The 26,590-nt window shown below is 50.3% G+C and carries 25 protein-coding genes and 1 riboswitch; of the genes, 22 read left to right on the top strand and 3 right to left on the bottom strand.

Translation table 11 applies throughout. The features are described from left to right. Positions 1–5: 5 nt before the first annotated feature. Positions 6–863 carry an EamA family transporter gene (locus tag DW085_RS12285; RefSeq protein ID WP_022359449.1) on the top strand — a complete coding sequence of 286 codons (858 nt, stop codon included), beginning with the start codon at positions 6–8 and terminating at the stop codon, positions 861–863. On the opposite strand, the gene DW085_RS12280 is transcribed toward DW085_RS12285, so the two are convergent. Then, positions 860–1,807 (bottom strand): DNA glycosylase, encoded by a 948-nt coding sequence (locus tag DW085_RS12280; protein ID WP_118492932.1) that lies wholly within the window; start codon positions 1,805–1,807, stop codon positions 860–862. The two genes, DW085_RS12285 and DW085_RS12280, sit on opposite strands and share 4 nt — an antisense overlap. Before the next feature lie 334 nt (positions 1,808–2,141). On the opposite strand from DW085_RS12280, the gene DW085_RS12275 reads away from it, so the two are divergent. The 7 genes from DW085_RS12275 (at position 2,142) to DW085_RS12245 (ending at position 9,073) form a co-directional block, all read left to right on the top strand. Continuing rightward, positions 2,142–2,540 carry a zinc ribbon domain-containing protein gene (locus DW085_RS12275; RefSeq protein ID WP_022360594.1) on the top strand — a complete coding sequence of 133 codons (399 nt, stop codon included), beginning with the start codon at positions 2,142–2,144 and terminating at the stop codon, positions 2,538–2,540. Between the two features lie 120 nt (positions 2,541–2,660). Then, positions 2,661–3,050, top strand: coding sequence for a thioesterase family protein (locus DW085_RS12270; RefSeq protein WP_022360593.1), 390 nt, complete (start codon positions 2,661–2,663; stop codon positions 3,048–3,050). 238 nt (positions 3,051–3,288) lie between these two features. Continuing rightward, positions 3,289–4,005 (top strand): MBL fold metallo-hydrolase, encoded by a 717-nt coding sequence (locus DW085_RS12265; protein ID WP_107000804.1) that lies wholly within the window; start codon positions 3,289–3,291, stop codon positions 4,003–4,005. Continuing rightward, positions 4,002–4,379, top strand: a complete 378-nt coding sequence (locus DW085_RS12260) for a VOC family protein (RefSeq protein WP_107000803.1) — start codon at positions 4,002–4,004, stop codon at positions 4,377–4,379. Before DW085_RS12265 ends, DW085_RS12260 begins: the two co-directional genes overlap by 4 nt. A gap of 89 nt (positions 4,380–4,468) precedes the next feature. Beyond that, positions 4,469–5,779 carry a dihydroorotase gene (locus DW085_RS12255; protein ID WP_107000802.1) on the top strand — a complete coding sequence of 437 codons (1,311 nt, stop codon included), beginning with the start codon at positions 4,469–4,471 and terminating at the stop codon, positions 5,777–5,779. A gap of 14 nt (positions 5,780–5,793) precedes the next feature. After that, positions 5,794–7,293, top strand: a complete 1,500-nt coding sequence (gene malQ / locus DW085_RS12250; protein WP_107000801.1) for a 4-alpha-glucanotransferase — start codon at positions 5,794–5,796, stop codon at positions 7,291–7,293. 142 nt (positions 7,294–7,435) lie between these two features. Further along, positions 7,436–9,073, top strand: coding sequence for an ATP-binding cassette domain-containing protein (locus tag DW085_RS12245; RefSeq protein ID WP_022360588.1), 1,638 nt, complete (start codon positions 7,436–7,438; stop codon positions 9,071–9,073). A 126-nt stretch (positions 9,074–9,199) separates the two neighbouring features. On the opposite strand, the gene DW085_RS12240 is transcribed toward DW085_RS12245, so the two are convergent. After that, positions 9,200–9,562 carry a helix-turn-helix transcriptional regulator gene (locus DW085_RS12240; protein ID WP_022360587.1) on the bottom strand — a complete coding sequence of 121 codons (363 nt, stop codon included), beginning with the start codon at positions 9,560–9,562 and terminating at the stop codon, positions 9,200–9,202. 288 nt (positions 9,563–9,850) lie between these two features. Between DW085_RS12240 and DW085_RS12235 the strand changes: the two genes are divergently transcribed. The 8 genes from DW085_RS12235 to DW085_RS12200 all read left to right on the top strand — a co-directional run bounded on the left by DW085_RS12235 (position 9,851) and on the right by DW085_RS12200 (position 20,365). Continuing rightward, positions 9,851–10,777 (top strand): sugar phosphate nucleotidyltransferase, encoded by a 927-nt coding sequence (locus tag DW085_RS12235; protein ID WP_107001017.1) that lies wholly within the window; start codon positions 9,851–9,853, stop codon positions 10,775–10,777. A 36-nt stretch (positions 10,778–10,813) separates the two neighbouring features. After that, on the top strand, positions 10,814–12,004 hold the full coding sequence (locus tag DW085_RS12230) for a dicarboxylate/amino acid:cation symporter (RefSeq protein WP_118492953.1): 1,191 nt from the start codon (positions 10,814–10,816) through the stop codon (positions 12,002–12,004). A gap of 275 nt (positions 12,005–12,279) precedes the next feature. Then, a complete protein-coding gene (locus tag DW085_RS12225) occupies positions 12,280–13,050 on the top strand; it encodes an exodeoxyribonuclease III (RefSeq protein WP_107000799.1) in 771 nt (256 codons plus the stop codon). After that, positions 13,047–14,927: an ABC-F family ATP-binding cassette domain-containing protein gene (locus DW085_RS12220; protein WP_118492930.1), complete on the top strand. Its 1,881-nt coding sequence runs from the start codon at positions 13,047–13,049 to the stop codon at positions 14,925–14,927. The genes DW085_RS12225 and DW085_RS12220 overlap by 4 nt, the downstream gene beginning before the upstream one ends. Before the next feature lie 48 nt (positions 14,928–14,975). Beyond that, positions 14,976–16,997, top strand: a complete 2,022-nt coding sequence (locus DW085_RS12215; protein WP_243034021.1) for an alpha amylase C-terminal domain-containing protein — start codon at positions 14,976–14,978, stop codon at positions 16,995–16,997. A 28-nt stretch (positions 16,998–17,025) separates the two neighbouring features. Then, on the top strand, positions 17,026–18,207 hold the full coding sequence (locus tag DW085_RS12210; RefSeq protein ID WP_243034020.1) for a S8 family peptidase: 1,182 nt from the start codon (positions 17,026–17,028) through the stop codon (positions 18,205–18,207). Positions 18,208–18,477: 270 nt separating this feature from the next. Next, a riboswitch (FMN riboswitch) is annotated at positions 18,478–18,595 on the top strand. Positions 18,596–18,776: 181 nt separating this feature from the next. Further along, positions 18,777–19,388, top strand: coding sequence for an ECF transporter S component (locus DW085_RS12205; protein WP_118492928.1), 612 nt, complete (start codon positions 18,777–18,779; stop codon positions 19,386–19,388). A gap of 182 nt (positions 19,389–19,570) precedes the next feature. Further along, the gene (locus tag DW085_RS12200; RefSeq protein WP_118492926.1) at positions 19,571–20,365 is read left to right on the top strand and encodes a creatininase family protein; all 795 of its coding nucleotides are present in this window, start codon (positions 19,571–19,573) and stop codon (positions 20,363–20,365) included. A gap of 46 nt (positions 20,366–20,411) precedes the next feature. Here the strand turns inward: DW085_RS12200 and DW085_RS12195 are convergent, their stop codons facing one another. Then, complete coding sequence (locus DW085_RS12195) at positions 20,412–21,278, bottom strand: class I SAM-dependent methyltransferase (protein ID WP_117796499.1); 867 nt, start codon at positions 21,276–21,278, stop codon at positions 20,412–20,414. 555 nt (positions 21,279–21,833) lie between these two features. Between DW085_RS12195 and DW085_RS12190 the strand changes: the two genes are divergently transcribed. The 6 genes from DW085_RS12190 to rplB all read left to right on the top strand — a co-directional run bounded on the left by DW085_RS12190 (position 21,834) and on the right by rplB (position 26,584). Then, positions 21,834–23,222 carry a cell wall-binding protein gene (locus DW085_RS12190; protein ID WP_107000795.1) on the top strand — a complete coding sequence of 463 codons (1,389 nt, stop codon included), beginning with the start codon at positions 21,834–21,836 and terminating at the stop codon, positions 23,220–23,222. Between the two features lie 423 nt (positions 23,223–23,645). Next, complete coding sequence (rpsJ, locus tag DW085_RS12185) at positions 23,646–23,963, top strand: 30S ribosomal protein S10 (RefSeq protein WP_022360576.1); 318 nt, start codon at positions 23,646–23,648, stop codon at positions 23,961–23,963. Between the two features lie 105 nt (positions 23,964–24,068). Continuing rightward, entirely contained in the window at positions 24,069–24,704 is a 636-nt protein-coding gene (rplC, locus tag DW085_RS12180; protein WP_022360575.1) for a 50S ribosomal protein L3, read from the top strand. A gap of 29 nt (positions 24,705–24,733) precedes the next feature. Then, the gene (rplD, locus tag DW085_RS12175; RefSeq protein ID WP_022360574.1) at positions 24,734–25,354 is read left to right on the top strand and encodes a 50S ribosomal protein L4; all 621 of its coding nucleotides are present in this window, start codon (positions 24,734–24,736) and stop codon (positions 25,352–25,354) included. After that, positions 25,354–25,653 carry a 50S ribosomal protein L23 gene (gene rplW, locus DW085_RS12170; RefSeq protein WP_022360573.1) on the top strand — a complete coding sequence of 100 codons (300 nt, stop codon included), beginning with the start codon at positions 25,354–25,356 and terminating at the stop codon, positions 25,651–25,653. Before rplD ends, rplW begins: the two co-directional genes overlap by 1 nt. Positions 25,654–25,744: 91 nt before the next feature. Then, positions 25,745–26,584: a 50S ribosomal protein L2 gene (rplB, locus tag DW085_RS12165; protein ID WP_022360572.1), complete on the top strand. Its 840-nt coding sequence runs from the start codon at positions 25,745–25,747 to the stop codon at positions 26,582–26,584. The last annotated feature ends 6 nt before the right edge of the window (positions 26,585–26,590 follow it).

The following is a 26,590-nucleotide window of genomic DNA, read 5'->3' as shown; positions in this document are numbered from 1 at the left end:
TAGATATGATTTATCTGATTTTTGCGATTCTTTTCAGCGCGTCCCTGGCGCTGGCGCTGCGGATCAGTGAGACGTTCAGCGATAACCGATATGGGATTTTGGTTGGAAATTATGTGACCTGCCTGGTGGTGGCGTTTGTTCTGCTTCCAGATAAAAATATCTTTGCGGCAGGCAGCCGGACGGCGGTTCTCACGGGAATCGTGAATGGATTTTTGTTTACAGGAAATTTGGTTCTGATGCAGAAATGCATCCGTGAAAATGGGGCGGTTCTGTCGTCGGCATTTGCGAAGCTTGGTATCGTGATTCCGGTCACGGCGAGTATCCTGTTTTTAGGTGAGATCCCAACGCTGTTCCAGCTGGTGGGGATCGTGCTGGTTATTGTGGCGATCTGGGTCATCAACAGCGAGGGGGACCGCGGCTGCGGACGCAGACGGAGGATGGGTTCGGCGGGACTTCTGCTCGTTTTATTTGTCGTCAGCGGTATGGCAGACGGGATGTCCAAGGTAACGGAGAGGATCGGCGAGAGGCGGTTTGATGCGCTGTTTCTGTTCTATACGTTCCTGACCGCACTGGTTCTGACTGTGGTTCTGGCATTTCTCGAGCAGCAGAGAACCCGCCGCAAGATTGGAAAGATGGACTTTTTGAGTGGTGTGGCAGTCGGATTTCCAAACTATTTTTCAACCTCGCTGCTGCTGGCGAGTGTGTCGAGACTGCCGGCGTTTATCGTGTATCCGAGCTTTAGTGTCGGTACGATCCTGGTGGTCAGTTTTGTGAGCGTGCTGGTGCTCGGGGATCCAATCAGCCGGAGACAGATTGGGGGATGCGGGATTATTTTGGTGGCGTTGGCGCTGCTGAATCTTTAGAATTTTCCGTTTCGGATGCTGCGCTCATAATAAAAGATATACTGCTGCATTACCCCTGCGTATCCTTTATAGCTTCCAAAAAAATCCTGGATAATAGTAGTGTACAGGCGGCTTTTTGGAAGGCGGCGGTAGCGGATGGGGTGCTTGGGAAGGTATTCTTTGGTCAGGATCTGTTCGATCCAGGTATCGACGGGGAAGGCGTCGATGTGGTGGAGTCCGAAGAGGCAGACGCAGTTGGCGACCTTGGGACCGATGCCATAGAGGCTGGTAAGTGCGGTCATGGCTTCGTCCGGCGGCAGGGCTGCGAGAGATTCTAAGGATACGGTTCCGGCGAGGACATCCTGGATGAGGCGGTGGATGTATTTGGCGCGGTAGCCGAGTTTTAAGGTTAATAGGTCGTCCAGGCTGGCAGATGCCAGTTCTTCGGGCGAGGGAAAAGAATAGTAGGTGCGGATGGAACCGTCGGACAGGGCGGCGGTTCTCTTCGCACCGTATTTTTTTGCCAGGGCTTCGACGGCTTCGCGGATCTTTGGGATGGTTTTCTGCTGGGAGATCAGGAAGGTGATCATCATTTCCCAGAGATCCTGACGGAGAATCCGGATGCCGGAACCGGCGTCCGCCGCCGCCGCGAGGTAGGCATCGTCTGCGCGGATGGAGGCGATGAAAGAGCCGTAATCGGTGCCGAGATCGAAGTATTGTTTCCAGAAAGGAAGCGCTTCGTCCGGGCAGTCGAAGAAGAAACCGTCCGGCGTCCCGGAAATTTCCAGATAGTGTGTCCCGCTGATGAGTGACCAGATCCCCGGTTTTTCCGGAACCGGAAGCATACGGAAACATTGACCGGAGGCGGCTATCTGGGCGAGGTTCAGGTTCAGGCAGGAGATGATGTGGGAGTTGGGGAAAGTGTGTGTTTCGATTGCAGGCAGGTTTGTTGTATGTGTGTTCATGGCAGGGCATCCTCTTTTTTTAAAATATTTTTTGCTTATATCAATGGAATATCAAGTTATAAAACCTTGAATCATAAAGTATCAAATCATGTAATTCTTATGAGACGTATCATAGCATAGAAGACCTTTGACTGCAAACGGTTACCTTTTATCAGAAAGAGAATTGCATCAGAATTGCATCAGAGCGTAAAAAAATCTTGCGAAAGACGCGCTACTTAGGTATGATGTATATATGTGCGCACTCGCGCGAAGAGGAATCATGTCGCAAGCAACCGCGCTCGGCGCGAGAATGTGCCAGAGCACATGCTTTGTTCTATGGCAGGAGGGGAGACGGATGTTTTTTATCGGTGGCATCAGTTCCGGCGTGAAGCCGCTGGAGTACCTGAAAACAGTGATCTGCGGGCGCTGCGGCGCTTATGGGCGGTATCAGGTGTACATGACCTATATGTATTTTAGTTTCTTTTTTATCCCGATTTTTAAATGGAACCGGCGCTTTTTCGTAGAAATGTCGTGCTGCGGTGCGGTCTATGAGCTGGATCCGGAGGTAGGAAAGAGGCTGCTTCGGGGCGAGGAGGTCGAGATCACGGAAAGCGATCTGACACTTCGGCAGGATGGAAATGGAAATCCGTGGACGGGAAGTGATGCATCACACCGTCATAAGGTCTGTCCGTCCTGTGGATTTGAGACGGATGAGGATTTTTCGTACTGTCCAAAGTGCGGCAAACCGCTGTAAGGCGGGGAAATACAGACGGATACCGCTAAAAGAGTGATGGCGGCTGTGGAAGCACGGGACGGTTACAAAAATTTGATACAGCGCAGATTTTGGCGCAAAAAAGAAAGAGAGGCAGACAATATGTTAGAAGCTGGTATCAAGGGAAGACAGGAAGTTATGGTTACGGATGAAAATTCCGCAGCAGCAGTGGGAAGCGGTCTGTTACCGGTGTTTGCAACTCCGGCGATGGTTGCACTGATGGAGAAAACCGCGTGGATGAGCGTGGCTCCGTACTTAAACGACGGTGAGGGAACCGTTGGTACAAAGCTGGAAATTGCCCATAATGCAGCGACCCCGGTCGGCATGCAGGTTTGGTGTGAGAGTGAGCTGGTAGAAGTAGACGGCAGACGTCTCGTATTTAAGGTAGAGGCATTTGACGCGAAAGGTTCCATCGGCGGCGGCACACATGAGCGTTTCATCATCAAAAATGAGAAATTCTTAGCAAAAGCACAGAGCAAGAAAGAAAACTAAAGGTTGCGAAGAGAGCACAGCCGGCTGAAAGCGCTGCGAGTATCGTATGCGGGATACTTTTGGCTGGCTGTTGTTTCGTGTAATAGGAAATTCCTTGAAATTTCTTATTACACAAAAAGGCACTAACGTGCCAATGATGCGCACTCGCGCGAAGCAGAAACATGTCGCAAGCGACCGCGCTCGGCGCGAGAATGTGCCAAGGCACATTCTTTTTCATTATAGAAGGGAATTAATTCGTTTGAAAATCACATATATTCATCACAGCTCGTTTTCAGTTGAGCTTGAAAATGCCGTGATTCTGTTTGATTATTTTAAGGGAACTCTCCCGGAGTTCCCGGCAGGGAAGCCCCTCTTTATCTTTGCGAGCCATTTCCATGCCGATCATTATGCTCCGGTAATCTTTCAGCTGGGAGAGAAACGGGAAAATGTTTTTTATATTCTCTCAAAAGAGATTGGGAAAAAGATACCAGAGGAATATCGTAAACGATATAAAGACAGGATACGGCTGGTAAAGGCAGGAGAAAGATTTTGCCTGAATATTTCTGAAGAAAGCCTTATCGTCGAGACGTTCCATTCCACCGACGAAGGCGTCGCCTTCTGGCTCTCCTGCGAAGGAAAGGAGATTTATCACGCCGGTGACTTAAATAACTGGTGGTGGGAAGGCGAAGATATGGCATGGAACCGGAATATGGCGGCTTCTTATAAACAGGAGATGAAAAAGCTTTCCGGGCGCACGGCGGATCTGGCATTTATCCCGGTCGATCCGAGGCAGGAGCAGTGGTTTTATCTGGGCGCTGCCGGTTTTATGGAGCAGGCGGACGCAAAATGGATTTTCCCGATGCATTTCTGGGAAGATTATACGATTATACCAAAATTAATCGAACATCCATCCAGTGAAGGCTGGCGGGATCGGATTGTAGAGATTCACAAGGAAGGAGAGGAGTTTATTCGATGAAATTTACATTTGCACACAACAATTTCAATGTCATCGATCTGGACAAGTCACTGAAATTTTATGAGGAAGCACTGGGACTTAAGGAGGTACGCCGCAAGGAGGCGGCAGACGGAAGCTTTATCCTTGTTTATCTGGGCGACGCCACGACCAGCTACCAGCTGGAGCTGACCTGGCTGCGCGACTGGGAGAAGGACTCCTACAACCTGGGCGACAATGAGTTCCATCTGGCATTTGAGACGGAAGACATGGAGGCGGCACATGCCAAACATAAGGAAATGGGATGCATCTGTTTTGAAAATCCGGCGATGGGTATTTATTTCATTAACGATCCGGATGGATACTGGCTGGAGATCGTGCCGGCGAAGAGGAGTTAAGGGCTGAGTTTGTCTGAAAAAATGTTTTGACGTGATTGTGAAGGTACTGAACAGTTACGTTTTAACATATGAGTTAAAAAGGGGTTAGAATGGTAAAAATAATTAAAAACGGAAGAGTCATCGATCCGGAGAGCAGATTCGACGGAAGGGCAGATTTGTGGATTGAAAATGGAAAAATCCAGAAAATCGTGAAAAAAGATACAAAATCAGAATCAGATGAGGCATCTGACGCACCGTTCATCCCGGCGGATGCCGAGGTGCTGGATGCAGAAGGGCTGATCGTCGCGCCGGGACTGGTGGACGTCCACGTGCATTTCCGCGATCCGGGTCTGACCTACAAGGAGGACATCGAGACGGGCGCGGCGGCTGCGAAGGCGGGCGGCTTTACGACGGTGGTCTGTATGGCAAACACGAAACCGGTTGCCGATACGCCGGAGATTGTCCGGTATATTCTGGAAAAGGGTGCGAAAACGGGAATCCACGTGGAAACCTGCGCGGCAGTCTCGAAGGGATTTCAAGGAAAAGAACTGACCGATATGGAGTCCCTCAAAGAGGCGGGTGCGATCGGATTTACGGATGACGGAATCCCGCTGATGAGCGAAAAATTGGTCAAAGAGGCGATGGAGACGGCGAAACGTCTCAATGTGCCGCTCAGCTTCCATGAGGAGGATCCGGCATTTATTTTCAACAACGGCATCAACCGCGGTCCGGTGTCCGAGCAGCTGGGAATCGGTGGTTCCCCGGCGCTGGCGGAGGATTCGATGGTGGCGCGCGACTGCATGATCGCGCTTCACACGGGCGCAGATGTGGATATCCAGCACATCAGTTCCCGTAATGCGGTGCAGATGGTCGGGCTGGCGAAAAAGCTGGGCGCGCATGTCTGGGCGGAGGTGACACCGCATCATTTTACACTGGACGAGACGGCGGTTCTGGAGTACGGAACACTGGCGAAAATGAATCCGCCGCTGCGGAGTGCTGCGGATCGCGAGGCGTTGATTGAAGCAATCAAGGACGGCACGATTGATATGATTGCGACGGATCATGCACCGCACAGCGCCGAGGAGAAGGAAAAACCGCTGACCGAGGCACCGAGCGGCATCATCGGGCTGGAAACCTCCCTGCCATTGGCGGTTACCAGGCTGGTAAAAGCTGGTCACATTGATTATCTGACTCTGTTTGAGAAAATGTGCCTGAATCCGGCGAAGCTGTACCGGATGAAGGAGGCGGGACGCATCCGCGAGGGCGGCGCGGCGGATCTGGTTCTTTTTGACGACCAGACACCATATACCGTAGAAAAATTCCATTCCAAGGCGTCTAACTCCCCGTTTGTGGGAGTGAAGCTCTATGGAAAGGTTCACTATACCATCTGCAGCGGTGAGACAGTATATCGGGCAGAATAGGAGGAAACGAAGCGATGAAGACAATGTTAAAACGCGGCGCAGGCGTACTGATGCCGATTTTCAGCCTGCCGTCGCCGTATGGAATCGGTACGTTCGGACGGGCGGCGTATGAGTTTATTGATCAGTTAAAACGCGGACGCCAGACGTACTGGCAGGTGCTTCCGATGGGACCGACCTGCTACGGGGACAGCCCGTACCAGTCCTACTCTGCATTTGCGGGAAATCCGTATTTTATTGATCTGGATACGCTGAAAGACGAGAAACTTCTGACCCAGGATGAGATAGACGCCTGCTGGTGGTGCGACAAGCAGGATCAGGTCAAATATGACGCGCTGTATTATTACCGTTTTCCGCTTCTGCGCAAGGCGTATGAGCGGAGCAGCCATAAGGAAAGTGAGGAATATCAGGCATTTCTGGAAGAAAATGAAGAATGGCTGGACGACTATGCGCTCTATATGGCAGTCAAGGGTAAATATGAAGGAAAAGGCTGGATGGACTGGGACGAGGACATCCGGTTCCGCCGTCCGGAGGCGCTTTCGGCATGCCGCGAAGAGCTGGCAGAAGAAATAAATTACTGGAAGTTCTTACAGTTTAAGTTTTTTGAACAGTGGAAAAAATTAAAACAGTATGCAAAAGAAAAAGAACTTCAGATCGTCGGCGATATTCCGATTTACGTGGCGCTCGACAGCGCGGATGTCTGGAGCCACCCGGAGCTGTTCCAGCTCGACGAGGAAAATCTGACGCCGCTCAAGGTATCGGGTGTGCCGCCGGATGCATTTTCAGAGGATGGACAGCTCTGGGGCAACCCGCTTTACGACTGGGAGAAAATGGAACAAACCGATTTCGCCTGGTGGCGAAGCCGGATGAAAGCGTCCGCGAAGCTCTACGATGCGGTGCGGATCGACCATTTCATCGGCGTGGTGCAGTATTATGCAATCCCGTATGGCGCTGTGACTGCGAAAGACGGCGAGTGGGAGAAAGGTCCGGGCAAAAAGCTGACCGACGCACTTGACGAGGCGGCAGGCGAGACGAAGATCATCGCGGAGGATCTTGGTGTCTTCTGTCAGGAGGTCAAGGATCTGCTGGCAGAGACGGGCTATCCGGGCATGAAGATCATTGAGTTTGCGTTCAGTGGCGACCGTTTCAACGAGCATCTGCCGCACTGCTATGACCCGAACTCCGTAGTCTACGGTGGAACGCACGACAATGAGACGCTGGCGGGGTATTTCAAACCGGAAAAACGTCAGTGGTGGGAGCTTCAGTACATTGCCGATTACCTCGGTGCAGCACACCAGAGTGAGGTGGTAGACCGCGTGTTCCGCGCGGCATACGGTTCAGTCGCGAGCGTTGCCATTTTCCAGATGCAGGATGTGTTGAAGCTCGATAACTGGGCGCGCATGAATACGCCGGGAACTCTCGGGGAAAACTGGCGCTGGCGTCTGCTTCCGGGGCAGTTTACGGATGAGCGGGCAGATTATTTGTCCTGGCTGGTGGATACGTTCGGAAGATTTTAGTTTTTGGCGGATGGGAATAAAAACCCGTAAAATGCTTGCAAATTCGGGAAAAACCTGTAAAATATACATGGATTGCACCCGCCCGGGGCAAAGATGCACCTGGGGAGTATGAACGATTTGAACAGTATGAAAGGAAATTGCCATGATTAGTACAAGCAATGTAACACTGCGAGTAGGAAAGAAGGCGTTATTTGAGGACGTAAGCATTAAATTTATCGAGGGAAACTGCTACGGACTCATCGGTGCCAACGGTGCCGGGAAGTCTACCTTTTTACGAATCCTGTCCGGACAGCTGGAACCGACCAATGGTGAGGTTATCATCACACCGGGACAGAGACTTTCATTCTTACAGCAGGATCACTTTAAATATGACGCATATCCGGTACTTGATACCGTTATTATGGGAAATGCGAGACTCTACGAGATCATGAAAGAGAAGGAAGCTATCTACATGAAGGAAGACTTCTCCGAGGAGGACGGCGTCAAGGCTGCCGAGCTGGAGGGCGAGTTCGCCACGATGAACGGCTGGGAGGCAGAGTCCGACGCGGCGAACCTTTTAAATGGTCTGGGAATCGAGACGGATCTCCACTACAAACAGATGGCAGATCTGACCGGTGCCCAGAAGGTCAAAGTTCTTCTGGCACAGGCACTGTTCGGAAACCCGGACATCCTGCTTCTCGACGAGCCGACAAACCACTTGGATCTCGATGCGATCGCATGGCTCGAGGAGTTCTTGATCAACTTTGAGAATACGGTTATCGTGGTATCCCATGACCGTTACTTCTTAAATAAAGTCTGCACCCAGATCGCAGATATCGACTATGGCAAGATTCAGCTCTATGCCGGAAACTACGATTTCTGGTACGAGTCCAGCCAGCTGATGATCAAGCAGATGAAGGAAGCCAACAAGAAGAAGGAAGAGAAGATCAAGGAGCTGCAGGAGTTCATCCAGCGATTTTCTGCCAATGCTTCCAAGTCTAAGCAGGCAACCTCCAGAAAACGTGCTCTGGAGAAGATTGAGTTAGATGAGATCAAACCGTCCAGCCGTAAGTACCCGTATATCGACTTCCGTCCGGAACGTGAGATCGGTAATGAGGTATTAAGCGTAGAGAACCTGTCTAAGACTATCGATGGTGTGAAGGTTCTTGATAATATTTCTTTCATTCTCGGACGCGAGGACAAGGTAGCATTTGTAGGACCGAACGAGCAGGCAAAGACCGTTCTCTTCAAGATTCTTTCCGGCGAGATGGAGCCGGATGAGGGATCCTATAAATGGGGTCTGACCACCAGTCAGGCATATTTTCCGAAGGACAATTCGAAAGAGTTCGATAACGACGACACGATCGTAGACTGGCTGACCCAGTACTCTCCGGTTAAGGATGTGACTTATGTCCGCGGATTCTTAGGACGTATGCTGTTTGCCGGTGAGGACGGCGTGAAGAAGGTCCGCGTTCTTTCTGGTGGTGAGAAGGTGCGCTGCATGCTTTCTAAGATGATGATCTCCGGTTCCAATGTCCTGATTCTGGACGAGCCGACCGACCATCTGGATATGGAGTCCATTACCGCTCTGAACAACGGTATGATCAAGTTCCCGGGCGTGCTGTTATTCTCCTCCCGTGACCACCAGATCGTTGAGACGACCGCAAACCGTATCATGGAAATCGTAAACGGCAAGCTGATCGATAAGATTACTACTTACGATGAGTATCTGGCAAACGATGAGATGGCGAGAAAACGTCAGGTATTTACTGTTACGGATAGTGAGGAAGAGGACGACTAAGAGCTGGAATCAAAGTGATTTAGACAAAAGTCGAAAGATAAAAGACAGCCCCAGACGCTGCATGTGAGCGATGCCTGGAGCTGTCTTTTGCACATCTATGGTGTCAATGTCCCGTTTTTAGCGCGATCAATCCTTCTTATGGCGTGATTCCAGATAAACCAGGTAATTGATGTATTCGATCAACTGCTTTTTCGTGGAAGTCTGGAATGATGAGATACGCCCATTGACCTCTCCATAGGTGACATTTTTAAGAAATGGTTTCGCCATTTCGGGCGGATTCTTCGGGTAGGAGGTTCGACCGAGAATATAATCGGCGCTGACTTGGTAATAATCCGCCAGTTTTATCAGATGCCGAAGAGGCAGATCCGTCCGGTTTGTTTCATAGCGGGAATAGATTTGCTGAGTTGTACCCAGCAGACTGGAAATTTCCGCCTGCGTTTTTCCTTTGTCCTCCCGTAAATCACGGAGCCGGTCACCAGCAGCAATCATTTAAAGCACCTCCCGCATACATCAAATATTTGTGAAAACAATCTATCATACAAGTATGCGCAGAACTAAAAGATACAATTAACTGGTGTAGAAACAGTAAAAAATACATTTATAAAAATGTAAACAAAAAAAGAATATCCGCTCTATAGAATAAAACGGCAGCCGGGTTTTTGTTTTACTGTTTACAGTCTGCCCGAATTAGTTTAAAATAAAAGGAAATAGGCAATTCTGCTTTGAATGAAAACGGGCAGGATTGCGGATAAGAAACAGAAAGCGAGGACAATTTTCATGAGTCAGAAGCCAGTTCTGGTGATCATGGCGGCTGGTATGGGCAGCCGGTACGGCGGCTTGAAGCAGATTGATCCGGTCGATCGGGAAGGAGATCTGATCATCGATTTTTCGATCTTCGACGCAGTCGAGGCTGGATTCGAAAAGGTCGTATTTATTATCAAGAAATCGATTGAGAAAGAGTTTAAGGAACATATCGGAAACCGCATGGAAAAGCACGTGCAGGTGGAGTATGTGTATCAGGAAAATGACCGTCTTCCGGATGGGTTTGAGGTTCCAGAGGGACGCGTCAAACCGTGGGGAACCGGTCATGCGATTCTCTGCTGCAGCGAGGTGATCGACGGACCGTTTGCGGTGATCAACGCGGATGATTACTATGGAAAATCGGCATTCAAGGCGATCTATGATCGTCTGGCATCCTGCGGTGATGATGACAAATATCAGTATGCGATGGTTGCCTATCATCTCTACAACACATTGACGGAAAATGGGCATGTGGCGCGCGGCGTCTGTACGGTGGATGCGGATGGACATCTGGCAGATATCCACGAGAGAACGCGCATCGAGAAGCACGGCGATCAGGCGGAATATACCGAGGATGACGGCGCAACCTGGGAGCAGCTGGGGGAGGATACGCTTGTATCGATGAACCTCTGGGGCTTTACTTCCAGCATCTTAAAGGAGTTAAAGGCGCGTTTTGTTCCATTTTTGGAGAAAAATCTGTCGGTAAATCCACTCAAATGTGAGTATTTCCTCCCGTTTGTGGTGGATGAACTTCTGAAAGAGGGGAAAGCCGAGGTGACCGTGTTAAAGAGCGTGGACCGCTGGTACGGCGTGACCTACAAGGAAGATAAGAAGATGGTGACAGACGCGATCCAGGGGATGAAGGACGGCGGTCTGTATCCGAAAAAACTTTGGGAAGAGTAAGAATGAAGAGATAGGTATTAGGAAGGAAAAATGGGTATGAGCAAGTTGATGAAAAGCCTGCCGTTTCGGCTGGTGCTGGGTGTAGCGATCGGTATTATTGCCGGTCTTATAGCAAATGAAAGTTTTATGAATCTCGTTGTGACGTTGAATTATATTTTTGGGCAGATTATTTCGTTCTGTGTACCGCTGATCGTCATCGGCTTTATTGCCCCGTCGATCACGAAGCTTGGAAAGAATGCCTCCAGATTGCTTGGAGTAGCGCTGATTCTGGCGTATACATCGTCTCTTGGCGCGGCGCTGTTTTCGATGGCAGCCGGATATACGTTGATTCCGCATATGTCGATTCAGTCGGCAGTCGATGGACTGCGCAGCCTGCCGGAGGTTGTCTTTAAACTGGACATTCCGCCGCTCATGGGCGTCATGAGTGCGCTGGTATTTTCCGTTATGATTGGTCTGGCAGCGACCTGGACCAAGGCGGTGACGGTAACGAAACTCTTAGACGAGTTCCAGAAGATCGTTCTGGAGATTGTACAGAAGATTGTCATTCCGATTCTTCCGGTTTACATCGCATTTACGTTCTGTTCCCTGGCATATGAGGGAACCATCACAAAACAGGCTCCGATCTTCATTTCGGTTATCCTGATTGTTATGGCAGGCCACTATATCTGGATGGCGCTGCTGTATACACTGGCTGGTATTTACTCTGGCCGTGACCCGAGAGGCGTTATCAAGCATTATGGTCCGGCATATCTGACGGCAGTCGGTACGATGTCTTCTGCGGCGACCCTGGCAGTGGCGCTCAGCTGTGCCAAAAAGGCAGAGCCGCTTCGTGACGATATGGTTGATTTCGGTATTCCGCTGTTTGCGAATATCCATCTGTGCGGTTCGGTTCTGACCGAGGTATTCTTTGTCATGACGGTATCCAAGATTTTGTACGGCGCCCTCCCAGATATGATGACGATGGTTCTGTTCTGTGTTCTTTTAGGTGTATTTGCCGTAGGTGCACCGGGTGTTCCGGGCGGTACGGTTATGGCATCCCTGGGACTGATCACCGGTGTCCTCGGTTTCGATGCGACCGGAACGGCGCTGATGCTGACGATCTTTGCGCTTCAGGACAGTTTTGGTACTGCCTGCAACGTAACGGGCGATGGCGCGCTGACCCTGATGCTGACGGGATATGTGGAGAAACATGGGATTAAACATCAGGATTTACACGTAGATTTATAAAAATGAGAGAGGTGGGGCAGGCAGCAGCCGCCCCGAAACAGGTCTGTGAATGCGCCGCTGGCTCTTCGCACTATCGTTGTTCGCTTGCTTTCACTACACTTGTTCGTCTGTGTCGGACTTGCGTCCGCCCCATTCGGACAAGCGTGTTCAAGATGCGTACAACTGATAGGCGAAAGCCTGCTCTGCATCCACAGACCAGTTTCGGAGCGTCTGCCACCTGCCTGCTGTCTTTTTATGTATCGGAAAAACCTTATTTGATAAAAAGGAGAGATAGAATGAAAAAAATGATTTCCTGGAACGTAAACGGCTTGCGGGCGTGTGTGGGAAAGGGATTTCTGGATGTATTCCATGAGCTGGATGCGGATATTTTCTGTATTCAGGAGAGTAAGCTGCAGGAAGGGCAGATTGATCTGGAGCTTCCGGGGTATTATCAGTATTGGAGCTATGCGGAGAAGAAGGGATATTCAGGAACGGCGTTATTTTCGAAGGAGGAGCCGATTAGCGTGAGCTACGGTCTTGGCATTGAGAAGCACGATCATGAAGGGCGCGTCATTACGGCGGAGTACCCGGATTATTATGTGGTGACCTGCTATACGCCGAACTCCCAGAATGAGTTGGCGAGACTTCCGTACCGGATGCAGTGGGAGGATGATTTCCGCCAGTTTTTGAAGAAGCTGGAGGAGAAAAAGCCGGTTATTTTCTGTGGGGATCTGAATGTGGCACACACGGAGATTGACCTGAAAAATCCAAAGACGAACCGGAAAAATGCCGGATTTACGGATGAGGAGAGAAGCAAGTTTACGGAGCTTCTGGACTCTGGATATATCGACACGTACCGCTATTTTTACCCGGATAAAGAGGGCGTTTATTCCTGGTGGTCGTACCGGTTTAAGGCGCGCGAGAAGAATGCTGGGTGGCGGATTGATTATTTCTGTGTTTCCAAGAGCCTGAAGGACCGGCTGGCGGGCACACAGATTCATACGGAGATACTGGGTTCGGATCACTGCCCGGTAGAATTACAGATAAAGGATCGGGATGAGACATGAATTTACTGACAGCAGAACATCTGAAAAAATCATATACGGAACGGCTGCTTTTTGATGACGTGGCATTTTCCATCGGTGAAGGTGATAAGATTGGTCTCATCGGCATTAACGGAACCGGAAAATCTACTCTTCTAAAGATTGTAGCCGGTCTGGAAGAGCCGGATGAGGGTACGGTGGTAAAGGGACGAAATCTCTATATCCGTTATCTGCCTCAGAATCCGGAGTTTGAAGCGGGACGGACCGTCTTAGACTGCGTGATCCGGGAAAATATGGCGCATGAGCACGCCTGGGATCTCGAGGGCGATGCGAAATCCATGCTGAATAAGCTTGGAATCACCGATTATAGTGCCAAGGTGGAGACACTTTCGGGCGGACAGAGAAAGCGCGTTGCCCTCGCAGCGGTGCTGTTATCGACGGCGGATCTGTTGATTTTAGACGAGCCGACGAACCATCTGGACAGTGCGATGGCGGACTGGCTGGAAGAGTACCTGAAAAAATTCCGCGGCGCGCTTCTGATGATCACGCACGACCGGTATTTCCTTGATAACGTGACGAACCGCATCGTCGAACTGGACAAGGGAAAGCTGTACAGTTATCAGTCCGGCTATGAGGGCTATCTGGAATTAAAGGCAGAGCGCGAGGCGATGGCGGTGAGCTCGGAGCAGAAACGCCAGAATATCCTGCGGACGGAGCTGGCGTGGATCCGGCGCGGCGCACAGGCACGCAGCACGAAGCAGAAAGGGCGTATTCAGCGCTTCGAGGCGTTGAGTGCGGTGGAAGCGCCGAAAGTAGATGGAAATGTGGAGATGAGCTCGATTTCCAGCCGTCTCGGACGAACCACGGTCGAGGCACACCATCTTCATAAGGCGTATGGTGACCGCCTCCTGATCGATGATTTTTCCTATATCTTCTTGAAGGATGACCGCATCGGCATCATCGGACCGAACGGTAGCGGAAAATCGACGCTGATGAAGATGATTACCGGCTGGGTGAAACCGGATTCGGGCGAGACGATCATCGGCCAGACCGTAAAAATGGGTTATTTTTCACAGGAAAACGAAGATATGGATCAGTCGATGCGCGTGATCGACTACATTAAAAATGTGGCAGAGTACGTGCGGACGGCGGACGGGCTGGTATCGGCATCCCAGATGTTGGAACGGTTCCTGTTCCCGTCCCATATGCAGTACACGCTGATCGGCAAGCTATCGGGCGGCGAGCGGCGCAGACTCTATCTGCTCCATATCCTGATGGGCGCGCCAAACGTCCTTCTGCTCGACGAGCCGACCAACGACTTGGATATCAGCACGCTGACGATTCTGGAGGATTATCTTGATCATTTCCAGGGGATCGTGATTACGGTATCGCATGACCGGTATTTCCTTGACCGCGTAGTGCGCCGGATCTTCGCCTTTGAGGGCGGCGGCGCGATCCGTCAGTATGAGGGCGGCTATACCGACTATCAGGCAGCCTGCGGGGAACGCATAGCGGCAGAGATGGAGGCATCTGGGACGGCATCCGGTCAGGAACGCGGCAGAGGTCAGAAGACCGGAGGCGCTTTTGGTGCGGGAACGTCAGATGCAGCGGAGACGGCAAAGGATAAAAACCGCGGCCGCCAGCGCGAGAAAAAGCTCAAATTCAGTTATATGGAGCAGAAAGAGTGGGAGACGATCGAGGATGATATCGCGGCGCTGGAAGAGGCAATCGCGGATCTGGAGCAGCAGATGCAGGACTCTGCCCGCGATTATACGGCTCTGAACGGCATCATAAAGGAAAAAGAGGAAAAAGAAGCTCTTTTGGAAGAAAAGATGGACCGCTGGATGTATCTGAACGATCTGGCGGAAAAAATAGAAGCACAGGCAGCTGCTCACAAGTAGGCACTTTTGGAACCGAAAGTGCCGTATGAAAACGTGGAGGGGATACAGGTGAAAGCAGAAAAAATCGTGAGACAGAAGATAAGAACCCCTGATTTTACACCGGGAATCAAGCGGACAGAGACGGGAATGCACTTGTGCGTCGAGGCACCGGGGACATTCTGCCATCTGACAATTTATGAGACAGGTAAAAAACAGGGTGTCCGGATCCCATTTTCCCCGGAAGAACGGGTGGGGGATCTCTGGATGATGGAGCTTGCGGGCGATGATTTTTCGGGACTGGAATACACGATCGAGACCGAGCAGGGGGAGCTGCCGGATCCGTGCGGGCGCATCTATACAGGACATGAGCGCTGGGGCGATTTAAAAGCGGCGCTCCGTCCGGTGCGTTGCCGTTTCCCTGAAGAAACGTATGACTGGGAAATGGATCAGCCGCTGAAACATCCGTATGATGAGACGATCCTGTACCGGCTGCATGTGCGTGGATTTACCCGTCATACTTCTTCCGGCACCGGGGAGCGGGGAACGTTCCGTGCGCTGACGGAGAAAATTCCCTATTTAAAGGAATTGGGTATCACAGCAGTTGAATTAATGATGCCGAATGAATTTCAGGAAGTGATGATGGAGGATGGGGCAGACGGGAATCCGTATGCGACCGGGACACCGACCGGACGGCTCAATTACTGGGGCTATGGGGCGGGATACCTGTTTGCGCCGAAAGCTTCGTACACATCCGGGAAAGAGAAAGAACCGGAGCGGGAATTTAAGGAACTGGTGAAAGAATTTCATAAAAATGATATCGAAGTGCTGGTTGAGCTTTATTTTACCGGCGAGGAGAGCGCGGCACTGGCGCAGGAGGCGGTTCGTTTCTGGGTTTACGAGTATCATGTGGATGGCGTGCACCTGTCCGGGTTTGCGCCGGCCGAACTGCTGGCGTCGGATCCGCTGTTAGCTGATACGAAGCTATTAGCTGGTTCCTGGGATGGCGTGCGTGTGCCAAAAACGGCAGCGGCACCGAAGCTGCGGGAGCGCCGCTGGCATCTGGGCGAGTACAATGAAGGATTTTTGATCGATATGCGCCGGGTATTAAAGGGCGATGAGGATCAGGTCGGCCGTCTCATTTACCAGACACGCCGGAATCCGGACGCGTATGGCGTGATCAACTATATGGCGGCGACAAATGGCTTTACGATGATGGATATGGTTTCCTGTGAGCAGAAGCACAACGAAGCGAACGGGGAGAATAACCGGGACGGAAGCGATTATAATTATACGTGGAACTGCGGTGTCGAGGGCACGACGCGGAAAAAGAAGATTGTGCAGATGCGGAAAAAACAGCTCCGCAACGCATTTTTGCTGCTCTTTCTGAGCCAGGGAACGCCGATGTTTTTAGCGGGCGATGAGTTCGGCAATTCCCAGAACGGCAACAATAATGCTTACTGTCAGGACAATGAGATTTCCTGGCTCAACTGGCATCAGCTGGAGACGAACCGGGATATTTACGAATTTGTAAAATATATGATAGCGTTCCGCAAAGCGCATCCAGTGTTCCATCTGCCGGTGGAGCCGAAAAATATTGATTACCTCGTCTGCGGACACCCGGATGTTTCCTACCACGGCGTCAAAACATGGTGCCCGGAGTTTGAAAATTTCCGCCGCCAGCTCGGCATTCTCTACTGCGGCGAGTACGGGCGAAGAGCGGACGGCACCAGCGATGACTATTTCTTTGTCGCCTACAATATGCACTGGGAGCCGCATGAATTTGATCTTCCGAAACTTCCGAAGGGAATGCAGTGGACTCTGTGCATCAACACAGACGACGCAGACAATAACGGAATCTGTCCGCCGGAAAGCCTGGAGGCAGGGCAGGAGCCGCAGGAAGAGCTTCGCCAGTATATGGTTCCGCCGCGGAGTATTCTGGTATTTCGCGGCTTTAAGCCAATTTCCGGTCCGGCATCCGAAAAGGATGGCAAAAAAGCTGGGAAAGTGGTAAAATCGGTAAAACGGCAGAATGTCAGAAAAGAACCGGCAAAGGAAGCGGAGACTGTGGTTGCGGCAGCGCGCGAACTGTAAGAACGGAATTGAAAGAGGATAAAGCAAGTTGAAAAAGAAACTTTTTAGAGGGCTGGCAGCCGCCCTGTGTGCTGCCATGATGGCAGGGAGCGCGGCGCTTCCGGCATATGCGGCGGGTCCGTCACGGGAGTCGGTTCCCTATGCGGATTCCTATGCCTCCTATCAGTGGGCTTTTTTAAATACAGGTGAACTGCGTCTGGTGCCGAGCCATACGGCGGCGGTGGATGCGGCGATTGGGGCGATTACCGGCAGCCCGGCGCTCTCAGCAGATGGAACGGTCCGTTCTCTGGAAGGGATCGATATGAATATTGTCCCGGCATGGAAGAAATATGACGCGAAAAGTGGAAAACGTCAGGTGATTGTGGCGCTGATTGATACAGGGGTTGACATAACTCACCCGGAGCTTAGCGGTTCGATCTGGACGAATACGGGGGAAATCCCGGGCGATGGCATTGACAATGACGGAAATGGTTATATCGATGACGTTTACGGCTGGAATTTCTATGATAATAATGCCCAGGTATTTACCGGGACGGATGACAATCATGGTACCCACTCGGCGGGCACGATCGCGGCGGCGAGAAATGGAGTCGGAACGGTTGGAATCTGCGATCCGGCGTATGTGAAGATCATGGTGATCAAGACGCTTGGAACATCGTCCGGTGTCGGAACCGTCAGCAACGTGGTTAAGGCGATCCGGTATGCGCAGGCGAACGGCGCGTCGATCTGCAATCTGAGCTTTGGCACGATGAAATATAGCGAGGAGCTGTATCAGGCGATCAAGGATTCGGGGATGCTGTTTATTGTGGCGGCTGGAAACGGTGACGCCTCCGGCAATGGCTACAGCATCGATGAGCAGCCGATGTACCCGGCAAGCTTTGAACTGGACAATATCATTTCCGTGGCAAACCTGCGCTTTGACGGTCAGCTCGACCGTGCGTCTAATTACGGGGTGAGAAGCGTGGATCTGGCAGCGCCGGGCAATTATATCCTGAGCACGATCACGGGCAATGACTATGCCTACATGAGCGGCACATCGATGGCGGCGCCGATGGTGACCGGAACGGCGGCGATGCTGTACTCCTGCGATGCGTCCCTGTCGCTTATGGATGTGAGAAACCGTATTCTGCAGTCGGCGCGGCCGATTGAGAGTCTGTCCGGCAAGATGGCAACCGGAGGTATGCTGGATGCCGGGGCGGCAATGCCGTAGATGGGAAGTTACTGTTCGCAGGTAGGCACTTTTGGAACCAAAAGTGCCGTAGAAAACGTGGTGGCATCAGGAATTTGCCGTATTTAAATGCGAAGCCACGGCAAATTCCGTTACTGGGCACGTATGCGTGAACAGTAACGATGGGAAAAACGAAAAGAAAGATTGTTAAAAAAATATTGAAATTCTTGTTTGTATATGATACTATGAACGGGTGAGATAATTGCCCCGCAGATTCATATGTTTATATGTATGAAGACGGAGTAATTACCATGATTTCTTCGGGGCAGGGCGAAATTCCCTACCGGCGGTATAGTCCGCGAACCGCGACGGCGGCCGATTCGGTGAGATTCCGAAACCGACAGTATAGTCTGGATGAGAGAAGAGGCAGGAGTCAGAGAGTGTACCGTTTGAGCGTAAGCAGGCTGGTGTACATCGGCTAAGTTGCGATTTATTATCCCAGGTCCCGAACAACCTGGGATTTTTTTAGTTTTACAAATGCAGCTAGTCCGGCACTTGATTCATACTCCTCCTTCGGAGAAATGAGTTTTAAAACCGAAAGGAGATTTAAGATGAAGACAGAAAAATGGAGTATTCAAAAATTGATTTATACGGCGATGCTGGCAGCGGTTGCTGGCGTGCTGATGTCATTGGAATTTTCGGTTCCGATGATGCCGCCGTTTTATAAGGTAGATTTCAGTGATGTACCGTCTGTGATTGCCGTGTTTCTGATGGGACCGGTATCCGGTATCTGTGTAGAAGTCATCAAGCTGTTAATCAAGCTGATTACTGTCGGAACTAACACGATGTACGTCGGTGAGCTGGCCAACCTGATTGCGGCGTTCCTGTTCGTATGGCCGCTGTGGTTCCTCTATCAGAAGCTGGGCGCTAACCGTAAGGCAGCTGTAGAAGCACTTCTGCTCAGTATCGTGATCCGCACCGCGTGTGCATGCTTTATCAATGCGAACATTACGCTTCCGTTATATGCGAAAGCGATGAGCCTGCCGCTGGATGAAGTGATCCGCATGGTAGCGTCGGTCAACCCGGCGATCAAAGACCTGAATGGATTTATCATCCTGGCGACGATCCCATTCAACGTATTGAAAGTGGGACTCAACTATATCGTTGGACAGCTTTTGTTTGTACGCCTGCGTGCGGCGAAGATTGTGCCGAAAGCAGTATAAAATGAAATAAGAGGAATGGTTTGACGGATTTGGCTGTTTGCTGTGAAACGGCAGAACCATTTCATAGAAAGGATTGTCGGGAAACCGCTGGGAAAGCTGCCTGGGGGAAGAATCCCGGACAATCCTTTTTGTTTGATGGAACGTGCAAAGACATATCTGTTTTTATAAGAGGAGGAGATACTATGATACGTAACTATAGAGATTTGACAAGATGGGAAATGGAGCAGGTGGACCGTGAGAACACGATTATCCTGATTCCGCTCGGGGCGCTGGAACAGCACGGCAATCAGGCACCACTGGGAACGGATGATATTATCGCGGAGGCGATGAGTCAGGAGATCAAAAAGGCACTGGAGGCAGAGGGGGAAGAAGACTTCCCGATGCTGCTGTTTCCGGTGATTCCGGTGGGCTTAAGTACAGAGCATAAGAATTTCTGCGGTTCGGTCACAGTCCGGCCGGACACTTACTATCATCTCTTATATGATATATGCGTCAGCCTGGCGCATCACGGTTTTAAAAAGCTGGCTTTTTTGGTATGCCATGGTGGGAATGCGCCGATAGCGCAGGTTTTAAGCCGGGAACTTCGGAGTGAGCTGGGGATTGCACCGTTTATCCTTTCATCGGGGGCATTTGGTCATCCGGATGTAAAAGCAACGATTTCAAAGGGGAATATCTGGGATTTCCACGGTGGAGAGATGGAGACATCGATGGTAATGGCGGTCGATGAGAGTCTTGTGAAGCTGGAACTTTCGGAAGCGGGAGAGCCGACGGCGTTTGAGAAGACCCGCGCCCTGAAGCCATACGGTCCGGTTTCGATCGGCTGGGTGTCGGAGGATTGGAAAACAAAAGACGGATCGCCGATTGGAATTGGAGGAGATCCGTCTGGTGCAAGCGCCGAGAAGGGGCGAATTATATTAGAGACGAGTGCGCGGGAACTGGTCCCGGGGCTGTTAGATATCCGGGATTGGAATGAATAGGAATCAAACTTAAAAATGGGGTGTCTATGTCATCCGAATACCAGTGTTATTTACCAGATTCCCAGCGTCCGGATGCACCGCATGGTAATACCAGTCCGGTGCGGGTAACCGGAAGTCCCAGCTCGTCCGATTTCACTGTGCCGCCGTGGGTGGAGGCAACTTCGGTTGAGAGCATATAGGTCAGGACGGACGGCGCCAGCCCGGTGGTGTAGGAGTTGATGAGGAAGAAGAGCGGGTTGTCCGATAACAGTTTCGTACAGAGCTGCACGAACGGGTAAATCGAAGTTTCGATCTTCCAGATCTCGCCTTTCGGTCCGCGGCCGTAGGACGGCGGGTCCATGATGATTCCGTCGTAATGGTTGCCGCGGCGGATCTCACGCTCAACAAATTTCACACAGTCATCGACGATCCAGCGGATGGGTGCATTTTCCAGCCCGGAGGAACGGGAGTTTTCCTTCGCCCAGGCTACCATGCCCTTGGAGGCGTCCACATGGGTCACGCTGGCGCCGGCTGCGGCTGCCGCCAGGGTAGCGCCGCCTGTGTAGGCAAAGAGGTTTAAAACCTTGATTGGGCGTCCGGCATTGCGGATGCGGTCACCGAACCAGTCCCAGTTTGCCGCCTGCTCCGGGAAGAGACCTGTGTGCTTGAAGCTGAACGGTTTTAAGTTAAAGGTCAGTTCTTTGTAATGGATCGACCACTGCTCCGGCAGGTCGAAAAATTCCCATTCGCCGCCGCCCTTGGAGCTTCTGTGGTAGTGTCCGTTCATCTTTTTCCAGCCGCGGTGTGTCTTGGGGGTGTTCCAGATAACCTGCGGGTCCGGGCGAACCAGAAGATAGTCGCCCCACCGCTCCAGTTTCTCTCCTTCGGAGCAGTCAATCACTTCATAATCGTTCCATCCATCTGCAATCCACATAAAATTTTATCCTTTCAAAAAAATGAGGCGCAAACCCCGGAAAAGGGTATCTGCCGCCTTTATAATCGGTGTTATCCATAAGCCATTTCCATCCAAATGGCATAAATGGTTACTGTTCCCGGGTAGGCACTTTTGGAACCGAAAGTGCCGTAAGAAAACGTGGTGACAGCAGGAATTTGCCGTATTTAAATGCGAAGCCACGGCAAATTCCGTTACTGGGCACGATGCGTGCACAGTAACCATAAACGCAGTCTGTCTGACCGGAAAAACGGTTCAGTTGAAATGCATACCTAATTATATCGGTCATTGATTGGCGTGTCAAACCTTTTGAACGGCTTCCTGCCAAAAAAAGTAAATAAATTGAAAGATAAATCTCCTTGAAGATTCCTATATCTCCTGTTAAAATGTATATTAGGTAAAAGATAGATTGCACGTATCTGGAACAAAACAAGGCGTTATAAGCATCTGATGCAGTCTCCACACGACGGGAAGTGTGCGAATGCGCAGCAGGTGGGAGAATAGACGTTATCAATCGTGAACTGGGAGGGCTTGTATATGAAGAAACAGAAACTGGCAGTCTGCGTCCTTTCCGCAGCGCTGATGATAGGGGCGGCGACCCTGACATCTTACGCGGCAGAAGGCTGGCAGCAGTCTGGAAACAGCTGGATATATGTGGACAACAATGGCAACAAGGTGACGAATACCTGGAAGAAGGGAGCAGACAATCTCTGGCGCTATCTCGATTCCCAGGGCAACATCGCGTCGAACTGCTGGGTGGACGACGAATACTTTGTCGAGAGTACCGGCATCATGGCGACTGACAAGTGGCTGAAACTGCCGAAGCGCAATCCGGCATGGAACGAGACTTCCGCTACGACGGTCTGGTACTATTTCTCCACCAGCGGAAAGATGGTATCCGACGGCTGGTCCAAGATCGGAGGCAAGTACTATTACTTCGACGGTGATGGAGCGATGCAGACGGGCTGGGTGGATGATGACACCTACTACACGAATGCAGATGGTGTCATGCAGATCGGCTGGGCATATCTGGAAGATCCGGATGATACCAAAAAGGACGATGATGAAGTGAAACCCGGCGACGACGATGAGGATCATCATTGGTACTACTTTCAGAGTTCGGGAAAGAAATATGTGCCTTCTTTAGGCAGTGCCAAATATAAACAATATAAGATTGACGGAACCTACTACTGCTTCGACGAAAACGGAGCGATGCAGACCGGCTGGGTCGATATGGGAAATTCCTCTGGATTTGAAAATTACCGTTATTATCAGAGCAACGGTCAGGTACAGACTGGCTGGCTCTCCACGACTCCGCCGGAGGATGATGATTACAATCTGGATCTCGGCAGCGATGTACAGTGGTATTATTTTTCAAGCAACGGCGAGCCGAAGGTGGGTCCGAAGATTTCTGACGCTTCGACGAGCAACCTGGTCCGCATCAACAATATTACCTACTTATTTAATGAGAAGGGCAACCCGGTCTATGGTCTGAGACGTCTGGAGGTAGGAACGAGCGGTCAGTATGCCTGCTATTTCTTCGGCGCGGACAAGGCGACCAGCTCAGTCGTAAAAGGCAAGGGAAATGTAGTAGAGGGCGACGGAACGACCGGACAGTTCTATTTCACTGACAGCGGCAACAAGGCTGGACGCGGCTACTCAGGTGTGGAGGATGGATTCCTGTACTACATGGGTAAGCTTCAGAAGGCAGACAGCGGTACTAAGTATGAAGTCATTGAAGTCAATGACAAAAACTATCTGGTAACGACGAGCGGCAAGGTAGTGAAATCCAGCACCGTGAAGGATGCGAACGGCACAAAGTTTAAGACAAGCTCTGCGGGTGTTGTCACAGAGGTGGACGGCACAAGCGACGATGGCAGCGACGAGGCTAGAACCCCGGTGGAACCGACGTATTGGGAGGATTAATTAAAAAAGCTGGGAGTCTTCTCGACTGAGATAAAATTTCTGCATGGAAATATATTCTTGTGGATAAACAGGAGTTTCTTCTATATAAAAGGTGTAATTACCCACCGGAAGAAGAAACTCCTGTTTTTTCTTGAAAAATATAGATTTTTTCTTAAAAAAACACTTGCATTTCCCGGAAAGCTGTGTTATTATAACGAAGCTGTGGCATGATAGCGATGAAACGAGAGGTTGCTGCTTATGATAAGCAGGTTATTCCGCGGAGCGAATGTCAAGTTAGGAAACTGGCGACAAGTCACTGTACAAGAATAGAGTATCCTGAAGACAAATGACGGATTTGGTGTGTGGACTGCGAGGACACACACGGGTATGTGTACAGTCACCGCTTGTCGTGCTTAATAGTACGAAAAGGAGGCGACTTTTTTTATGGCAAGTCAAGTAATGAGAATCACACTGAAAGCTTATGATCATCAGCTGGTAGATACATCCGCTGCAAAAATCATTGAGACTGTAAAGAAAAACGGATCAAAGGTGAGTGGACCGGTGCCGCTGCCAACTAAGAAAGAGGTAGTAACCATTCTGCGAGCAGTTCATAAGTACAAAGATTCCAGAGAGCAGTTCGAGCAGAGAACTCATAAGAGACTCATCGATATCATTGCTCCGAGCCAGAAGACAGTTGATGCACTGCAGAGACTGGAAATGCCGGCTGGCGTGTCCATCAACGTAAAGATGAAAAACAAATAATTAAGAATCCTATACTAGTTTAGATAGAGACATCTGGACAGTTCTAGGATGAACGCGGGAGTTTGACGAACGCGTTCCGCTGTAGAAAAACAGGAGGTCAGATTAATGAAGAAAGCGATTTTAGCTACCAAAGTCGGAATGACTCAAATCTTCAACGAAGACGGAGTTTTAACTCCAGTAACCGTTCTTCAGGCTGGACCGTGTGTTGTTACACAGGTTAAGACAGAAGAGAACGATGGCTACAAAGCAGTACAGGTTGGTTTTGTAGACAAGAGAGAAAAACTTGTGACAAAGCCGGTTAAGGGTCATTTTGACAAGGCAGGCGTTGCTTACAAGAGATATGTAAGAGAGTTCCGCTTAGAGAATGCTGAAGAGTATTCTGTAAAAGACGAAATCAAGGCAGACATCTTCGCAGCAGGCGATAAAATTGATGCAACTGCTATTTCCAAAGGTAAAGGTTTCCAGGGTGCCATCAAGAGACACGGCCAGCACAGAGGACCGATGGCTCACGGTTCCAAGTTCCATCGTCATCAGGGTTCCAACGGTTCTGCAACCACACCGGGACGCGTATTTAAGGGCAAAGGAATGCCGGGTCACATGGGCAGCGTAAAAGTAACTGTTCAGAACCTGGAGGTTGTTAAGGTTGATACTGAGAACAACTTACTCCTTGTTAAAGGCTCTGTACCGGGACCGAAGAAATCCTTAGTAACAATCAAAGAGACAGTAAAGGTCGCTAGATAAGGCTTTTACGGGAAAGGAGGAACATACAGATGGCAAACGTATCTGTTTTCAATTTAGAAGGCAACGAAGTTGGCACATTAGAACTGAATGATGCTGTATTCGGTGTAGAAGTAAATGAACATCTGGTTCACATGGCAGTTGTAGCACAGCTTGCTAACAAACGTCAGGGAACTCAGAAAGCAAAAACCCGTTCCGAAGTTTCCGGCGGTGGTAAGAAACCGTGGAGACAGAAAGGTACCGGACATGCAAGACAGGGTTCAACAAGAGCTCCGCAGTGGACGGGCGGCGGCGTAGTATTCGCTCCGACACCACGTGATTACACAATCCGTTTAAATAAGAAAGAGAAGAGAGCTGCTCTTAAATCCGCTCTGACAAGCCGTGTAAACGAGAACAAGTTCATCGTAGTTGAGGCTATGAACTTCGACGAGATCAAGACAAAGAAATTTGTTGAGGTTATGAACAACCTGAAAGTAAACAAAGCTTTAGTTGTTCTGGATGAGGCTTGTGACAAGGCTGTATTATCCGCTAGAAACGTGGCAGACGTTAAGACTGCTTCCGTAAGCACCATCAACGTTTACGATATCCTGAAATACAACACAGTAGTAGCAACCAAGGCTGCTGTAGCTTCTATCGAGGAGGTATATGCATAATGGCAAACGTACAGTACTATGACGTAATCCTCAAACCGGTTGTAACTGAGAAGAGTATGAATGCTATGACAGACAAGAAATACACCTTCCTGGTACACACCGAGGCAAACAAAACTATGATCAAAGAAGCCGTTGAGAAGATGTTCCCGGGCACCAAAGTTAAGAGTGTCAACACCATGAACATGGACGGCAAGACAAAGAGAAGAGGCATGACATTCGGTAAGACAGCTGCAACAAAGAAAGCTATCGTTCAGCTGACCGAGGACAGCAAAGAGATCGAGATCTTCGCTGGTTTATAATTCATCCTCAATAGACAATTATACGACGAACACTATGTCGTGAAAAACATGAAGAAACGCCAGGAGGCGTTGAACGAAAGGAGTCAAAGTCATGGGAATTAAATCTTACAGCCCATATACACCTTCCAGAAGACATATGACCGGCTCTGATTTCTCTGAGATTACAAAATCCACACCGGAGAAATCCTTAGTAGTTTCTTTAAAGAAGAACGCAGGTCGTAACAACCAGGGTAAAATCACCGTTCGTCACAGAGGCGGCGGTTCCAGAAGAAAATATAGAATCATCGACTTCAAGAGAAATGCAAAAGACGGTATCGCAGCAACCGTACTTGGTATCGAGTACGATCCGAACCGTACAGCAAACATCGCTCTGATCTGCTACGCAGACGGCGAGAAAGCTTATATCCTTGCTCCGGCTGGTTTACAGGTTGGACAGAAGGTTATGAGCGGTGCAGAGGCTGAGGCAAAAGTTGGTAACTGCTTACCGCTTTCTGAAATCCCGGTTGGTGCACAGATTCACAACATCGAGCTTCTTCCGGGCAAGGGTGGTCAGCTGGTTCGTTCCGCTGGTAACTCTGCTCAGTTAATGGCTAAAGAAGGCAAATATGCAACCCTTAGATTACCGTCCGGAGAGATGAGAATGGTTCCGATCAGCTGCCGCGCTACTATCGGTGTAGTTGGCAACGGCGACCACAACCTGATCAATATCGGTAAGGCTGGTAGAAAACGTCACATGGGTATTCGTCCGACTGTCCGCGGTTCTGTTATGAACCCGAATGACCATCCGCATGGTGGTGGTGAGGGCAAGACCAGTATCGGTCGTCCAGGTCCTTGCACACCTTGGGGCAAACCGGCACTCGGCCTGAAGACCAGAAAGAAAAACAAACAGTCTAATAAGTTAATCGTAAGAAGAAGAAACGGTAAACAGTAATAGGAG

It is taken from the genome of Clostridium sp. AF50-3 (assembly GCF_003477445.1).
Taxonomy (GTDB): Bacteria; Bacillota; Clostridia; order Lachnospirales; family Lachnospiraceae; genus Otoolea; species Otoolea fessa.
Note: the sequence above shows the minus strand (reverse complement) of the source record. Positions and strands in the feature narration are given on the sequence as shown.

What these genes read in the sequence shown, in the direction of transcription:
- DW085_RS12285 (WP_022359449.1), top strand. Translation starts at nt 6, where the DNA reads ATGATTTATCTGATTTTTGCGATTCTTTTCAGCGCGTCCCTGGCGCTG.
- DW085_RS12280 (WP_118492932.1), bottom strand. Translation starts at nt 1,807, where the DNA reads ATGAACACACATACAACAAACCTGCCTGCAATCGAAACACACACTTTC.
- DW085_RS12275 (WP_022360594.1), top strand. Translation starts at nt 2,142, where the DNA reads ATGTTTTTTATCGGTGGCATCAGTTCCGGCGTGAAGCCGCTGGAGTAC.
- DW085_RS12270 (WP_022360593.1), top strand. Translation starts at nt 2,661, where the DNA reads ATGTTAGAAGCTGGTATCAAGGGAAGACAGGAAGTTATGGTTACGGAT.
- DW085_RS12260 (WP_107000803.1), top strand. Translation starts at nt 4,002, where the DNA reads ATGAAATTTACATTTGCACACAACAATTTCAATGTCATCGATCTGGAC.
- DW085_RS12255 (WP_107000802.1), top strand. Translation starts at nt 4,469, where the DNA reads ATGGTAAAAATAATTAAAAACGGAAGAGTCATCGATCCGGAGAGCAGA.
- malQ (WP_107000801.1), top strand. Translation starts at nt 5,794, where the DNA reads ATGAAGACAATGTTAAAACGCGGCGCAGGCGTACTGATGCCGATTTTC.
- DW085_RS12245 (WP_022360588.1), top strand. Translation starts at nt 7,436, where the DNA reads ATGATTAGTACAAGCAATGTAACACTGCGAGTAGGAAAGAAGGCGTTA.
- DW085_RS12240 (WP_022360587.1), bottom strand. Translation starts at nt 9,562, where the DNA reads ATGATTGCTGCTGGTGACCGGCTCCGTGATTTACGGGAGGACAAAGGA.
- DW085_RS12235 (WP_107001017.1), top strand. Translation starts at nt 9,851, where the DNA reads ATGAGTCAGAAGCCAGTTCTGGTGATCATGGCGGCTGGTATGGGCAGC.
- DW085_RS12230 (WP_118492953.1), top strand. Translation starts at nt 10,814, where the DNA reads ATGAGCAAGTTGATGAAAAGCCTGCCGTTTCGGCTGGTGCTGGGTGTA.
- DW085_RS12225 (WP_107000799.1), top strand. Translation starts at nt 12,280, where the DNA reads ATGAAAAAAATGATTTCCTGGAACGTAAACGGCTTGCGGGCGTGTGTG.
- DW085_RS12220 (WP_118492930.1), top strand. Translation starts at nt 13,047, where the DNA reads ATGAATTTACTGACAGCAGAACATCTGAAAAAATCATATACGGAACGG.
- DW085_RS12205 (WP_118492928.1), top strand. Translation starts at nt 18,777, where the DNA reads ATGAAGACAGAAAAATGGAGTATTCAAAAATTGATTTATACGGCGATG.
- DW085_RS12200 (WP_118492926.1), top strand. Translation starts at nt 19,571, where the DNA reads ATGATACGTAACTATAGAGATTTGACAAGATGGGAAATGGAGCAGGTG.
- DW085_RS12195 (WP_117796499.1), bottom strand. Translation starts at nt 21,278, where the DNA reads ATGTGGATTGCAGATGGATGGAACGATTATGAAGTGATTGACTGCTCC.
- DW085_RS12190 (WP_107000795.1), top strand. Translation starts at nt 21,834, where the DNA reads ATGAAGAAACAGAAACTGGCAGTCTGCGTCCTTTCCGCAGCGCTGATG.
- rpsJ (WP_022360576.1), top strand. Translation starts at nt 23,646, where the DNA reads ATGGCAAGTCAAGTAATGAGAATCACACTGAAAGCTTATGATCATCAG.
- rplC (WP_022360575.1), top strand. Translation starts at nt 24,069, where the DNA reads ATGAAGAAAGCGATTTTAGCTACCAAAGTCGGAATGACTCAAATCTTC.
- rplD (WP_022360574.1), top strand. Translation starts at nt 24,734, where the DNA reads ATGGCAAACGTATCTGTTTTCAATTTAGAAGGCAACGAAGTTGGCACA.
- rplW (WP_022360573.1), top strand. Translation starts at nt 25,354, where the DNA reads ATGGCAAACGTACAGTACTATGACGTAATCCTCAAACCGGTTGTAACT.
- rplB (WP_022360572.1), top strand. Translation starts at nt 25,745, where the DNA reads ATGGGAATTAAATCTTACAGCCCATATACACCTTCCAGAAGACATATG.